Origin of the sequence: Bacillus sp. NPDC094106 (assembly GCF_044764345.1) — a bacterium.
Lineage (GTDB): Bacteria > Bacillota > Bacilli > Bacillales > Bacillaceae_G > Bacillus_A.
Map to the genome: position 1 here is coordinate 1 of NZ_JBIWHY010000033.1, position 13,626 is coordinate 13,626.

The 13,626-nt window shown below is 36.7% G+C and carries 13 protein-coding genes and 1 pseudogene; 12 read left to right on the forward strand and 2 right to left on the reverse strand.

Features of this window, described 5'->3' with window-relative positions; translation table 11 throughout:
• From ACIQ7L_RS27070 to ACIQ7L_RS27095, 6 genes and pseudogenes are all read left to right on the forward strand, one after another.
• The coding region (locus ACIQ7L_RS27070) for a hypothetical protein (protein WP_400573188.1) at positions 1-392 on the forward strand (392 nt) is incomplete at its 5' end.
• Positions 393-626: 234 nt separating this feature from the next.
• Positions 627-1,133 carry a GNAT family N-acetyltransferase gene (locus tag ACIQ7L_RS27075; protein ID WP_400573189.1) on the forward strand — a complete coding sequence of 169 codons (507 nt, stop codon included), beginning with the start codon at positions 627-629 and terminating at the stop codon, positions 1,131-1,133.
• Positions 1,134-1,248: 115 nt separating this feature from the next.
• A pseudogene (locus tag ACIQ7L_RS27080) lies at positions 1,249-1,368 on the forward strand (DUF1294 domain-containing protein); the annotation flags it as partial.
• 239 nt (positions 1,369-1,607) lie between these two features.
• A complete protein-coding gene (gene rarD, locus ACIQ7L_RS27085; RefSeq protein WP_400573191.1) occupies positions 1,608-2,549 on the forward strand; it encodes an EamA family transporter RarD in 942 nt (313 codons plus the stop codon).
• Between the two features lie 78 nt (positions 2,550-2,627).
• Positions 2,628-3,053, forward strand: coding sequence for a divergent PAP2 family protein (locus ACIQ7L_RS27090; protein WP_335358554.1), 426 nt, complete (start codon positions 2,628-2,630; stop codon positions 3,051-3,053).
• A gap of 102 nt (positions 3,054-3,155) precedes the next feature.
• Complete coding sequence (locus ACIQ7L_RS27095) at positions 3,156-5,015, forward strand: terpene cyclase/mutase family protein (protein WP_400573193.1); 1,860 nt, start codon at positions 3,156-3,158, stop codon at positions 5,013-5,015.
• A gap of 79 nt (positions 5,016-5,094) precedes the next feature.
• Here the strand turns inward: ACIQ7L_RS27095 and ACIQ7L_RS27100 are convergent, their stop codons facing one another.
• Complete coding sequence (locus ACIQ7L_RS27100; RefSeq protein WP_400573195.1) at positions 5,095-5,244, reverse strand: YfhD family protein; 150 nt, start codon at positions 5,242-5,244, stop codon at positions 5,095-5,097.
• A 134-nt stretch (positions 5,245-5,378) separates the two neighbouring features.
• Between ACIQ7L_RS27100 and fabG the strand changes: the two genes are divergently transcribed.
• Positions 5,379-6,119: a 3-oxoacyl-ACP reductase FabG gene (gene fabG / locus ACIQ7L_RS27105; RefSeq protein ID WP_400573197.1), complete on the forward strand. Its 741-nt coding sequence runs from the start codon at positions 5,379-5,381 to the stop codon at positions 6,117-6,119.
• 51 nt (positions 6,120-6,170) lie between these two features.
• Here the strand turns inward: fabG and dhaS are convergent, their stop codons facing one another.
• Complete coding sequence (gene dhaS / locus ACIQ7L_RS27110; protein ID WP_400573199.1) at positions 6,171-7,655, reverse strand: aldehyde dehydrogenase DhaS; 1,485 nt, start codon at positions 7,653-7,655, stop codon at positions 6,171-6,173.
• Positions 7,656-7,929: 274 nt separating this feature from the next.
• Here dhaS and ACIQ7L_RS27115 point away from each other — a divergent pair, with 274 nt between their 5' ends.
• The 5 genes from ACIQ7L_RS27115 to argH all read left to right on the forward strand — a co-directional run bounded on the left by ACIQ7L_RS27115 (position 7,930) and on the right by argH (position 13,564).
• Positions 7,930-8,208 carry a YhdT family protein gene (locus ACIQ7L_RS27115; protein ID WP_400573201.1) on the forward strand — a complete coding sequence of 93 codons (279 nt, stop codon included), beginning with the start codon at positions 7,930-7,932 and terminating at the stop codon, positions 8,206-8,208.
• Between the two features lie 3 nt (positions 8,209-8,211).
• A complete protein-coding gene (gene panF / locus ACIQ7L_RS27120; protein ID WP_400573203.1) occupies positions 8,212-9,645 on the forward strand; it encodes a sodium/pantothenate symporter in 1,434 nt (477 codons plus the stop codon).
• A 131-nt stretch (positions 9,646-9,776) separates the two neighbouring features.
• The gene (locus ACIQ7L_RS27125; RefSeq protein WP_400573205.1) at positions 9,777-10,724 is read left to right on the forward strand and encodes a nucleoside hydrolase; all 948 of its coding nucleotides are present in this window, start codon (positions 9,777-9,779) and stop codon (positions 10,722-10,724) included.
• A 119-nt stretch (positions 10,725-10,843) separates the two neighbouring features.
• Positions 10,844-11,953, forward strand: a complete 1,110-nt coding sequence (locus ACIQ7L_RS27130) for a serine hydrolase (protein WP_400573208.1) — start codon at positions 10,844-10,846, stop codon at positions 11,951-11,953.
• 102 nt (positions 11,954-12,055) lie between these two features.
• Positions 12,056-13,564, forward strand: coding sequence for an argininosuccinate lyase (argH, locus tag ACIQ7L_RS27135; protein WP_400573210.1), 1,509 nt, complete (start codon positions 12,056-12,058; stop codon positions 13,562-13,564).
• Positions 13,565-13,626 lie beyond the last annotated feature (62 nt).

The window sequence follows — 13,626 nt, forward strand, 5'->3', positions numbered from 1 at the left end:
TAAAAAGAAGGCTTGAGCCGTATGATGGGAAACTGTCACGTACGGTTCTTAGGGGAGTTAGGGGCAGTGATGCCCCTCGCTTACCCGACTTAACCGAGCATGTATATCATATACAACAAAAATCACACGATGTATTACTCCTACCTAATGGTATAATAAGGAAAAATGGAAGGGGAAGCTCAATGAATTTCATACAAGTTTTTGATGCTATATTCAGTATACTGTATGACTTTTTTTTAAAGGGAATTTGGATAGTCCTGTTCTTCTTTTTCTTGAATAAGTTGTACGAGAGCCAAAGATTGGCGGCAACATCACGTGTGATTACTGCCGTTCTTCTTGGAATTTATTTCTTATACATCATTATTTTAAGACCACTATACTACTCTTTTTGATAGGGAGGGGTTTGCTTTGAATACCATATAAAAGGAACTGAAATATTTTGGAATCTAAACGGGGTACAGCCGAGATATACACGTTATCTTAACTAATAAAATTAAAAAGCGAATTTAAAAGGGCCCTTACGTTGAATACATGTACTCAACGTAAGAGCGGATTATGTAAAATGACAATAAAGTTGTAGTTTTATGAAAAAGATGGATCATTTAAAATAAAGGATGGGGATTGATATGATAATTAGAATGAAACATTCAAATATGAATGATTTTAATATGTCAAACGATGGCTTTATTGTTACGGGACGGATTATACCTAAATATGATAACGACAATTGGACATATACGGAGGAGAAATATTCTGAACCCTATTTCAAGCAATATGAAAATGATGAAATCGACATAAGTTATATTGAAGAAAACGGAAAGGCTGTATTTTTTTATTACGATGATAACAACTGCATTGGACAGGTTAGGCTTCGTTCTAATTGGAATGGATATGCACTTATTGAGGATATTGGTGTTGCCAAAGATTGGAGACAAAATGGTGTTGGAACAGCACTCTTGGAAAAAGCAGTTGAGTGGGCAAAGCAGAATAACTTTGTTGGTCTTATGCTTGAAACACAAGATGTTAATATCTCAGCTTGCCGTTTTTATGCTAGAAGAAATTTTGTAATCGGTTCAATTGATACTATGCTATATTCAAACTTTCCAACAGCTAATGAAATAGCAATTTTTTGATATTACAAATTTTAGTTTCATAGTGTAGGAATTTAGGATAAACAAGGACTATTTATTTACGGAAAATAAGCTACTGAGTGATGGAAATTCGAAATGTCGCACTCTTGAACTAACGGGTGCGATAGGAGCGTGGATTGGAATGTATGCTTTTTACCATAAAACGCATAAAAATAAGTTCAAAATTGGTATTCCGCTTCTTGTTGTTATGACCTCATATGCTTTATGGGTGATTTAGGTCTATTTGCTTAATTAGGCGTGATATTCTTTAGCTAGAGTTACTGTTACGAATTAGGTTTCTATGTCTAAAAGGAATTTAGCTGTTTTCTACTAAGTTTTGAAGTACAGATTATGATGAATAAGTAAGGCTTTTGAAAATATGATTATATTGTCGAAAAAGATAGGTAGGGGATATTTGTAAAGATTTACAGATACATCTTATAATGAAGAGAAAAAGAGAAGAGGAGAAAAGGGAAGATGGAGAGTCAAAAAGCACTGCAAAGAAAAGGGATTTTATATGCGGCCGGTGCCTATATGATGTGGGGGATTCTTCCGATTTATTGGAAATTGGTGGAAGGAGTTCCGGCTGAAGAAATATTAGCGCATCGCATTGTTTGGGCTTTTGTTTTTATGTTACTGATTTTGGGGGTATCGAAGCGATTTAGTCAATTTTTTGGTGAGCTTGTGAGCCTTTTTAAACGTCCTAAATTATTCATTTCGTTAACAATTGCTTCGATTTTGATTAGTGGGAACTGGTTTGTGTACATATGGGCTGTAAATCATAATCATATCATTGAAGCGAGCCTTGGTTATTATATTAATCCGCTTGTGAGTATTTTACTTGGTACCATTGTATTGAAAGAAAAACTAAACTTTTGGCAATATGTTGCAGTTGGTTTAGCTGGAATAGGGGTTCTTATTTTAACGTTACGATATGGATCGATTCCATGGATCGCCCTCTCACTTGCTTTTACATTTGGATTATATGGATTAACGAAAAAATTATTGAATTATGACGCGATGATTGGTCTTACGATGGAAACAATGATTGTTACACCATTTGCAGTTCTTTATTTGTTTATGGTTGGGGAGCATGGTTTTGGTTCGTTTGGTTCTATTTCGACTACTTCAACATTACTGTTATTGGGAGCTGGGGCTGTTACAGCATTGCCGCTTCTTTATTTTGCTAAGGGGACACAACTTATTCCGCTGTATATGATAGGCTTCTTGCAATATATTGCACCAACTATTAGTCTTATTTTAGGTGTTTTTGTGTTCCATGAGCATTTTACATCTGCTCATATTATGGCATTTTTCTTTATTTGGATTGCGTTATTTGTATTTTCGATAGCAAAAACAAAATTTCTATTAAAAAAGCAACCGAAGTTTCTTAAAAATAAATCAGTAAAAGTATCATAAATGCGTAGTATTTTCTACGCATTTTTCTTTATACTTATAATATAGAATTTCCATTACAGTAAGTAGGGAGATGGAAATATGGAAACAATTTTACATAATGATCCACTTATGGCAGCTGTACTATCCTGGTTTTTAGCGCAGTTAACAAAAGTCATTTTTAAATTAGTAAAGACGGGAGAATTTGATTTTGCACAGTTTTTTGCTTCTGGCGGCATGCCAAGTTCTCATTCTTCAACTGTTACTGCACTGGCAACAGGTGTTGGAATGGTAGAAGGGGTAACGAGTACAGTGTTTGCTGTGGCCGTTATTTTTGCCATTATTGTCATGTATGATGCGTCAGGAGTAAGGCTTGCGGTAAGCAAACAGGCAAAGATTTTAAATGATTTTTTTCACGGTAGACAAACAGAATATAAGAAGTTAAATGAGCTGGTTGGACATACACCTTATCAAGTTGTTGTTGGGGCTATTTTAGGAATTGTGGTTGGAATTGGATATTGTTTATGAGCAGAACGTGGATTTTTACATGTTCTGCTTTTATTTGTTTCATACATAATTGTTTACGAATCGGAATATCGTATACGGATTTAGAAAAGGTGGGTGAAGAGCGTGTTACTATATGAAAAAGTACGTGAGGAAGTTGAGCGAAAAGTTACTGCACTTCGGACGATGCAGCACCAAGACGGAACATGGCGATTTTGTTTTGAAGGCTCACCATTAACGGATTGTCATATGATTTTTTTACTCAAATTATTAGGCCAAGATAAAGAGATAGAGCCGTTTATTGTAAGACTAGTATCTCTTCAAACAAATGAAGGGACTTGGAAATTATACGAAGATGAACCTGTTGGTAACTTATCCACTACAATTTTGGCATATGCGGCTTTACTTGCCTCTGGAAAGTATATGAAAGAAGATATAAATATGAAACGAGCTGAAGCGTTTATTCGTGAACGGGGCGGTATTGCACGCTCCCACTTTATGACGAAGTTTTTACTAGCACTTCATGGGGGATATGAATATCCTTCGTTATTTCATTTTCCAACGCCAATTTTATTTTTACCCGAAGATTCTCCGCTCAGTATATTTGAGCTAAGTAGTTCTGCACGTATTCACCTTATTCCGATGATGATTTGTATGAACAAACGATTTACCGTATCAAAAGTAATACTTCCTAATTTAGATTATATTTCAGGAGGGAGTAAGAAGCAGTGGTTTCGTGAAGAACGCTCGCCATTGTTCCAAACCTTGCTTGGAGATGTGAAAAAGTTTTTATCGTATCCCTTATCATTGCATTACAAAGGATACAAGGAAGCTGAACGTTTTATGATCGAACGGATTGATACAAATGGCACATTATACAGTTATGCTAGCGCCACATTTTATATGATTTATGCATTGCTTGCGCTAGGGCATAGAGTTCAGTCTCCATTTATCACTAAAGGAGTAGCGGGATTGAAGTCTTATGTATGGAACATGGAAACCGGAAGTCATTTGCAAAATTCACCGTCTACAGTATGGGATACAGCGTTGCTAAGCTATTCCTTACAAGAAGCGAATGTATCCCAGAATACTCATATGATTCAAACAGCAACAAAGTATTTACTGCAAAGGCAACAACATAGAAAGAAAGATTGGAGTGCACATGCTCCGTCACTTGATGCTGGAGGCTGGGGATTTTCAGATATTAATACGACAATCCCAGATATTGATGATACAACGGCTGCCCTAAGAGCATTGGCACGGAGTCGAGAAGGAAACCAAAGAGCACAAGAAGCTTGGGGAAGAGGGATTGATTGGGTGAAGGGATTGCAAAATATTGATGGGGGCTGGGCGGCTTTTGAAAGAGGTGTAACAAATCGTTTATTTTCTCATTTACCTCTTGAAAACGCAGATGATATGATCACAGATCCATCTACGGCAGATCTTACAGGTAGAGTATTAGAGTTTTTTGGAACATATGCTCCGCATGAATTAAAAGGTGACCAAAAGAATCGAGCAATCAAATGGTTAATGAATGCACAGGAGAAGAATGGATCGTGGTATGGGAAATGGGGGATAAGTTATATATATGGTACTTGGGCCGCTCTTACAGGTTTACGGGCAATAGGAGTTTCTGCTACTCATCCTGCTTTACAAAAGGCAGCTGCATGGTTAGAGAGTACGCAGCATAGCGACGGGGGCTGGGGCGAGTCTTGCCGAAGTAGTATAGAAAAAAGGTTTGTTTCGTTACCGTTTAGTACCCCGTCACAAACAGCATGGGCGCTCGATGCGCTTATTTCTTATTATGACGCAGAAACGCCAGTCATTCGAAAAGGAATTTCTTATTTACTCGAGGATTCTGCTGAGCATGGAGAATATCCCACAGGAACAGGCTTACCAGATGGATTTCATATTTGCTATCATAGTTATCCTCATATATATCCATTACTTACTTTTGCACACTATATAAAAAAATATAGAAAATAAACCGAGAAATTGTCTCGGTTTATTTTTTTGGGTAGTAGGTCCCGGTTGAAAAAAATAAGGAACTAGGAGGTAGAGTACCTTATTTTTGTATTGATTGGCGTTTTTGACGTGCATCGGCTGCATCTGCACGAGCATTTGCTTCTAAGTCATCGTGGTCAGCGAGTTCACGAGAAAACTCTACATCAATGCCATCAGAGACTTGTTTTCGGTTTAGGTTCTTTTTGTTCATTAGACACAATCTCCTTGTGTGTTATGCTGTATTGCAACTTTAGTTTGACACAAATAGACTTTTTTATACAAAAAGGATTTGGAAAGGAAAAAGCCGAAATATACAGTATAAGTGATAGAAATGGGGGGAAAGTAATGGACTTTTTAAATGGGAGAACAGCCGTTGTAACAGGAGCTGCACAAGGGATAGGGAAAGAAATTGCTAGTACTTTCGCAAAATTAGGAGCAAAGGTATTAATCAGTGATGTAAATGAAGGGAAATTAAGAGAAACAACAAATGAATTAGTAGAACAAGGATATGAAGTGAGTTTGTATGCTTGTGATGTAAGTAATCAAAGCGAAGCGAAATCATTAATTGAATATGCAGTTCAAACATTTGGTGGATTACATATTTTAGTTAATAATGCTGGGGTTACAAGGGATGCGATGTTACACAAAATGGAGAAAGCAGCATGGGAACAAGTAATGCAAGTGAATTTAACAGGAGTATTTTACTGTATGCAGCCAGCGTTACTTTATATGAGACAACAACAATATGGACGTATTATCAACATTTCTTCTATTAGCTGGCAAGGAAATATCGGTCAGGCGAATTATGCAGCAACGAAAGCTGGGGTCATCGGTTTAACAAAAACAGCAGCGAAAGAGGGAGGAGGATTTGGAATTACTTGCAATGCAATTTGCCCAGGAGTTATAGATACAAATATGACAAAAACAATACCAGATAAAGTGAAAGAGAAGATGGTTGGAGGAATTTCAGTGGGACGAATTGGAACACCGCAAGATATTGCAAATGCAGCTTCATTTTTAGCCTCAGATTACGCGTCTTATATTACAGGAGAAATTTTGCATGTTAGCGGTGGGCTGCATGTGTAAAAGGTTGCATAATAAAGAAGAGCCTGACCAATTTTGGTCAGGCTCTTTCATCTAGTTCAAGTTCACCCAAACACTCTTTACTTCTGTATAGTTGTTTAATGCGTAGGATCCCATTTCACGACCAAGACCAGATTGTTTAAAGCCTCCAAATGGAGATGCTGCATCAAATACGTTATAACAGTTTACCCACACTGTGCCCGCGCGAACTTTACTTGCAATATAGTGCGCATTTTTTATATTCTCTGTCCATACACCAGCAGCTAAACCAAAGGATGATTTATTTGCACGTTCAATGACTTCATCAATATCATTAAATGGCAATGCGGAGATAACAGGACCGAAAATTTCTTCTTTCGCAATTGTCATTTCATCATTTACATCTGCGAATACTGTTGGGGCAACGAAATATCCCTTATCAAACGGTTGATTTCCCCCGCAAAGTACTTCCGCACCTTCTTCAATTCCTTTTTCAATATATCCCATTACACGTTTTTGTTGTTCTTCAGAAACAAGAGGTCCAATTGTCGTTTGAGGATCTAGACCGGTACCTTGTGTTAATTTCTTAGAATAAAGAACAAGATCAGCCATGACATTATCATACATTTTCTTAGGGATAAATAAACGTGAGCCAGCGCAGCATACTTGGCCTTGGTTAAACATAACGCCAGAAAGCGCTGCTGGAATCGCTCGGGATAAATCAGCATCTGGCAAAATAATATTTGGTGATTTACCACCAAGTTCTAATGTGACTCGCTTCAATGTTTCGGATGCTTGTCTCATAATTTGTTTACCAACAGGAGTGGAACCTGTAAATGCGATTTTATCAACGAGAGGATGATTGACCAGAGCTTGTCCAGCTGTCTCACCAAATCCCGGCACGATGTTGACAACCCCTTTTGGGAATCCAGCTTCTTCAAATAATTCAGCTAAGTATAGAGCGGACAGAGGCGTTTGCTCCGCCGGTTTTAGCACAATGGTACATCCAGTTGCAAGAGCGGCACCCATTTTCCACATGGCCATAAGGAGCGGGAAGTTCCATGGAATAATTTGACCAACAACACCAACTGCTTCGTGGCGTGTGTAGTTAAAATATTCACCAGATACTGGGATTGTTTGCCCGACGATTTTTGTCGCCCAGCCAGCATAATAACGCATATGTTCAATTGCAAGCGGAATGTCTGCTGCTAACGTTTCACGGATTGGTTTTCCGTTGTCTAATGTTTCCAGTTGTGCTAGCTCTTCTTTATGCTCTTCCATTAAATCTGCAAGCTTATACATAAGTCGGCTTCGTTCAGCGCCGCTCATACGTGACCAAGGCCCCTCGTCGAAAGCCTGCCTTGCAGCCATTACGGCTTTATGAATATCTTCGCGACCAGCTTCGGAAACAATCGCAAGTGTTTCGCCGGTGGCTGGGTTAGGAGTTTTAAATGTCTTACCGGAAGCGCTTTCAATGAAAGCTCCATTCACATATAACTTTTTTGTTCCTTGAAGAAATTTCTCTACTTTTTCATGAAGATTTACAGCTAGTTGGCTCATTGTATAACCCCCTTGAAAATATAATGTAAACGCAGTACGAGACGGCGTTTATTCCTATAGCAGGGATGTAAAGAAACTAGGTGAAAGACCTCTAATTTAAATCATAAATAACAAAGACTGAAAATTCAAATTTCATTTATGTTACAATTGTAAAAAATATGTAATGAATCATTAGCTTCTACATAATGATAAAAATTCCTGCACGTTTTTATTTTCTAGTAGGAAAAACTAGAAAAACAATGGTACAATTATACGTCGTGAGAGGAGGGAGAAAATGAAGAAGCATCATGATGACCCACGTTTTCGAATTGCCAATAGAGAAGCGTTAATTGGTCTTGGACTCGCTTTTATTAATTTCATAATATGGTATGGATTTGCTTATGGACTTGGTAGTAAGGATCCAAGTGAATATACATATGTATTAGGTTTTCCGGCGTGGTTTTTTTATAGTTGTATAGTTGGATTTATTGTAATGGTTATCCTTCTTATTTTAGTTGTACGTTTTGTATTTCAAGATATTTCACTCGATGAGGAAGAAAAAAGTGAGGAATGATAGATGAATTGGTATGTAATAATTCCAATGATAATTTCTTTTATTGTTGTATTTTTAATTGGTGTATATACGTCAAGACGTGTGCAAGCAACGGCTCATAATAAATTTTTACAAGAGTATTTTCTAGGTGGGCGTGAACTTGGCGGGCTATTATTAGCTATGACAATGATTGCTACGTATGGTAGTGCAAGTAGCTTTATCGGGGGGCCTGGTATTGCATACAATATGGGGCTTGGTTGGGTGCTGTTATCAGCAATCCAGGTTGTAACGGGTTACATCGTTTTGACAGTCCTTGGTAAAAAATTCGCAATTATAGCAAGGAAAATGGAAGCAATCACGCTTATTGATTATTTGAAAGGAAGATATAATCATAAAGGAGTCGTTATTCTTTCGGCATTATGTATTATTATTTTCTTATTTTCTGCAACAGTTGCGCAGTGGGTTGGTGGCGGACGATTAATTGAATCGTTAACAGGTCTTTCGTATACAACGTCCTTATTTCTTTTTACATTTTCTGTACTTGTGTACGTTTTAATCGGTGGATTCCGTGCTGTCGCTTTATCAGATACATTACTAGGAATGATTATGTTAGTGGGGACAACAATCATTTTAATTGCAACCGTAATTGCTGGTGGCGGAATTGAAAAGATTATGCATGAACTCATTCAAATCAATCCCAATTTAATTACGCCATTTGGAGCAGATGGTAGTCTAACGAAAACATATGTGACATCATTCTGGATTTTAATTGGTGTTGGAGTTGTTGGATTACCGCAAATTAGTGTGCGTGCCATGTCCTATAAAAATTCAAAGGCGATGCATCAAGCCTTAATCATTGGCACGATTGTTGTTGGTACAATTATGATTGGTATGCATTTAACAGGCGTATTTGCTCGTGTAGTACTTCCAGGTATAACTGTACCTGACAAAGTAATGCCGCTTCTTGCGATGAAAGTATTACCACCTTGGCTTGCTGGAATCTTTTTGGCTGCACCAATGGCAGCAATTATGTCCACTGTAAACTCATTATTACTACTTGTGAGTTCTTCGGTTATTAAGGACATATATGTAAACTACATAAATGAAAATGCTACAGACAAAGCGGTGAAGAAAGGAAGTCTATGGATTACTGGTATTGTTGGCTTACTTGTATATGCAGCAGCTATTAAACCGCCAGATTTCTTAATTTGGTTAAATTTATTTTCTTTTGGTGGTTTAGAGGCGGCTTTTATTTGGCCGATTGTTTTAGGGCTATATTGGAAGAGAGGGAATGCAATTGGTGCACTTGCATCCATTATTGTTGGAGTAGGCTCCTATATGATAGTTCATCTTTGGTTCCCAAATCCATTTCATATACATACCGTAGTCTTTCCGATTTGTTTTGCATGCATTGCTTATATAATGGGTAGTGTATTGACGGTGAAAAAAGAAGTGTAATAAAAAGGATAGAAAAAGGAAAAAAAACCGTAGTTCTTCTAAAGAGAAGAGCTACGGTTTTTTTATGATAAAATTAAGTTTTTTCATTCTGCATTCTTTTGTTTATTCATAAAGTAATAACAATTGATAAGATGGAGTTGAGGTCTATGAAAAAAGTACTGTTTTTAGGAGACCCAGGGATTGATGATTCGTTAGCGATTATGTATGGCTTGTTGCATCCTGAAATTGATATTGTAGGTGTGGTAACGGGATACGGGAATGTCACACAAGAAAAGGCAACAAGTAATGCAGCGTATTTATTACAATTAGCTGGAAGAGAAGATATTCCGATTATTAAAGGAGCGAAAATTCCTTTTTCGGGAGAAATTACAACATATTATCCAGAAATTCATGGTACAGATGGATTGGGGCCAATTCGTCCCCCTAAAACTATTTCGCCAAATATAAAATCTTTTTGTGAATTTTTTTCTATTCTTGAGAAATACAAAGGGGAACTGATTATTGTAGATGCTGGTAGATCAACAACATTAGCAACAGCTTTTATTTTAGAAAAACCACTTATGAAATATGTGAAAGAGTATTATATAATGGGAGGAGCTTTTTTAATACCAGGAAATGTTACGCCCGTTGCAGAGGCAAACTTTCATGGTGACCCATTAGCTTCTGAATTAGTTATGCAAAATGCAAAAAATGTTACATTAATCCCTCTTAACGTAACATCTGGAGCGATCATAACACCTGAAACAGTGAAATATATCACAAAGAATTCAAAAACTAATTTTAAAAAATTAATTGAACCGATTTTTACTTATTATTATAAAGCATATAAAAAATTAAATCCCAAAATAACTGGAAGTCCAGTGCACGATGTGGTGACGATGATGGCAGCAGCGAATCCATCGCTTTTAGAATATGTTTATCGCCGCGTTGAAGTGGCTACAGGTGGAATTGCTATAGGAGAAAGTGTTGCTGATTTCCGGCCGCAGCCTGATACAAAAGCTTTAAAAAACTGGGTGCGAATCGGATGGACATTACATTATGAGAAGTTTCTTGAAGATTTCGTGAAAATTATGACATAGACATAATAGGAGAATACAAGTTAAAATAATAGAGACGATTATTTAGACAATCGTCTCTATTATTTTGCATGTAATGATATAAAATAGAGAAAAGATACACAATAGGAGAGGGAATTCACTTGAGAAAAGTTATAGTATGTGCAGGAATTGTGGGTATTTTCGTGTTGTTAATATCGGGTAACTTTTTAGTGAAAAAAGTTTGGGGTTCTAATAATGATGATGCACAGTATGTCGCTTCATATGTGGAAGAGCATAAAGATGAAAAGAATAGTTCCATACTTATAAAAAGAAACGATAAAATTGTTTATTCTGTGAATCCCAATGTTGTATTACCAGTAGCGAGTACAATGAAATTAATTGTTGCGCTTGAATTTACGAAACAAGTTACAGAAGGGAAAATCGATCCTTCTAGTTTTGTCTCCATTGATGATGTGAATCGCTATTATGTCCCAAATACAGACGGTGGTGCGCAAGAGCGATGGCAAAAATATTTACAACGAAAAGGGAAAATAGATGAAAATGCAGTTTCTTTAGAAGAAGTTGCAAAAGGAATGATAAAATTTAGTTCAAATGCAAATACAGAGTATTTAATGGATCGACTTGGAATAGACAATATTAATCAAAATTTAAAAAGCTTATCACTTCCTTCTCATGAGCCGCTATTCCCAATTGTTTCATCATTATATATTCCTGGATATTTGCATAAGGAGCTACATGTTCCAAAATCTAAATTAGAGAAAGAACTAAGAGAAATGTCTCCGGAACAATATCGTCATTATGCAATGGCTATCCATGAACGATTAAAAGAAAAAGGTCCATTATTACAAAAGGAAATTCCTCTTTATTTAGATGAAAAATATGACAAGATCTGGTCAGATAGGCTGCCAGCTGCTTCAGCAAATGATTATATGATCTTGCTTCAAAAGGCGAATCATAAAAAAAATTTTACAAAGGTTGAAGAGAAAGAATGGGCAAGTCTTGTTGAAACAGATATGAGTGCCCAGAAATATCACAAGGCATTTCGACATGCTGGACAGAAAAATGGTTATACACCATGGACGTTAGCGAAAGCAGTTTATGCTACCGATAAACATGGAAATTGTACAGAAATAGTCTTCTTAGCAAATCATGTAAATGAAGATGATAGTGCTGAACTACGTAAGCGCTTGTTGAATTTACATTTTCAGGTGTTGCAAAGTGACAAATATGATGCAACTGTTATTAAATAAACTCGATGCGACATGCATCGGGTTTATTTTGTTGTACAAGCACCTTTTCGAAATTGCCGGGTATGATGATTAGTAATAACTAGGCGAGAGGGGGAGAAGGTGGTGAAAGGAAGTAAGGAAGAATTTATACAGAATGAAGGCGCTGATTTCCCTGGGAAAACCTATGCGGATTGTGTGCTGAAACATGTGTTTGAATTTCAACGAGATTATTTGTTACAAGATATGTTCATGGTTCACAGAGCTCATATTATTATGCTGATTGAACAAAATGTATTGAAATTACAAGAAGCAAAGGAAATTTTAATGGCTGTTGAGGAAGTAGCACAAATTCCAAAGAGTCAACTGCTTTATACATCAAAGCATGAAGATCTCTTTTTTTTAATCGAACATTTAATTGTAAAAGAAGCGGATGATGATTTGGTAAGTAATATGCACATTGGCAGGAGCCGTAATGATATGGGAGTAACGATGTATCGGATGAGTTTACGCCGCTATTTATTACGTTTAATGGAGCACTTTATGTTATTAGAAGAAAGTATATTACAACTTGTTGATGATCATATGGAAACAATTATGCCTGCTTATACACATACGCAGCCTGCTCAGCCAACAACATTTGGTCATTATATGTTAGCCGTTTATGATGTGATGCAAAGAGATTTAGAGCGGATTTGGAAGACATATCATCTTGTGAATTGTTCACCAATGGGAGCGGCAGCTCTTTCTACGACAAGTTTTCCTATTAACAGACAGAGGGTTGCTACGTTACTTGGCTTTTCAAATGTTATTGAGAATTCATATGATGCGGTTGCAGGTGCAGATTATTTATTGGAAGTTAGTTCGTTACTTATGGTGACAATGACAAATATGAGTAGATGGATTCATGATTTCTTACTATTCGCAACGAAAGAATACAACGGGATTACTGTTGCAAACCCATACGTACAAATCAGTAGCATTATGCCGCAAAAGCGCAATCCTGTTTCGATTGAGCATGCTCGGGCGCTTACTAGCGGTGCACTTGGAGAAGCTTTCACAGTATTTCAAATGATTCATAATACACCATTTGGAGATATTGTGGATACAGAAGATGACTTGCAACCTTATTTGTATGAAGGAATCGAAAAAGCAATTCGTATATTTTGCATTATGAATGCAGTGATTCGAACGATGAAGGTAGAAGAGAAAGTTTTAAGAAATCGCTCGTTTAAACATGCAATTACGATAACGGATCTTGCAGATATATTAACAAAGAATTACAATGTTCCTTTCCGGCGTGCTCATCAGGCTGCAAGCGATATCGCAACGATGTCTTTAAAGCAGAAAAAAGAATTACACGAACTCAATTTCACAGAAATAAATATGTACTTACAAAAAAACTGTAAGGTGATGCTTTCAGAAAAAGAATGGAAGGACATAATATCACCAGAAGCGTTTGTTGAAAAACGAACTGTATATGGTGGGCCGAGCAAAACAGAAATGATGCGTATGATTCAAAAAAGGCGAGAGCTTTTTAAGAAAGAAGAAGTTACATTCGAGAAGGAAAAAGAGCGGATCTCACAAGTTGAAAAAGAAGTAATGACGATAGTCTTAAATATTATTGAATCGTAAAAGAAGTATTTGATGAATCAATCGCCAATGTTCTATTTAAATATAAATAGAAGGAAGAGATT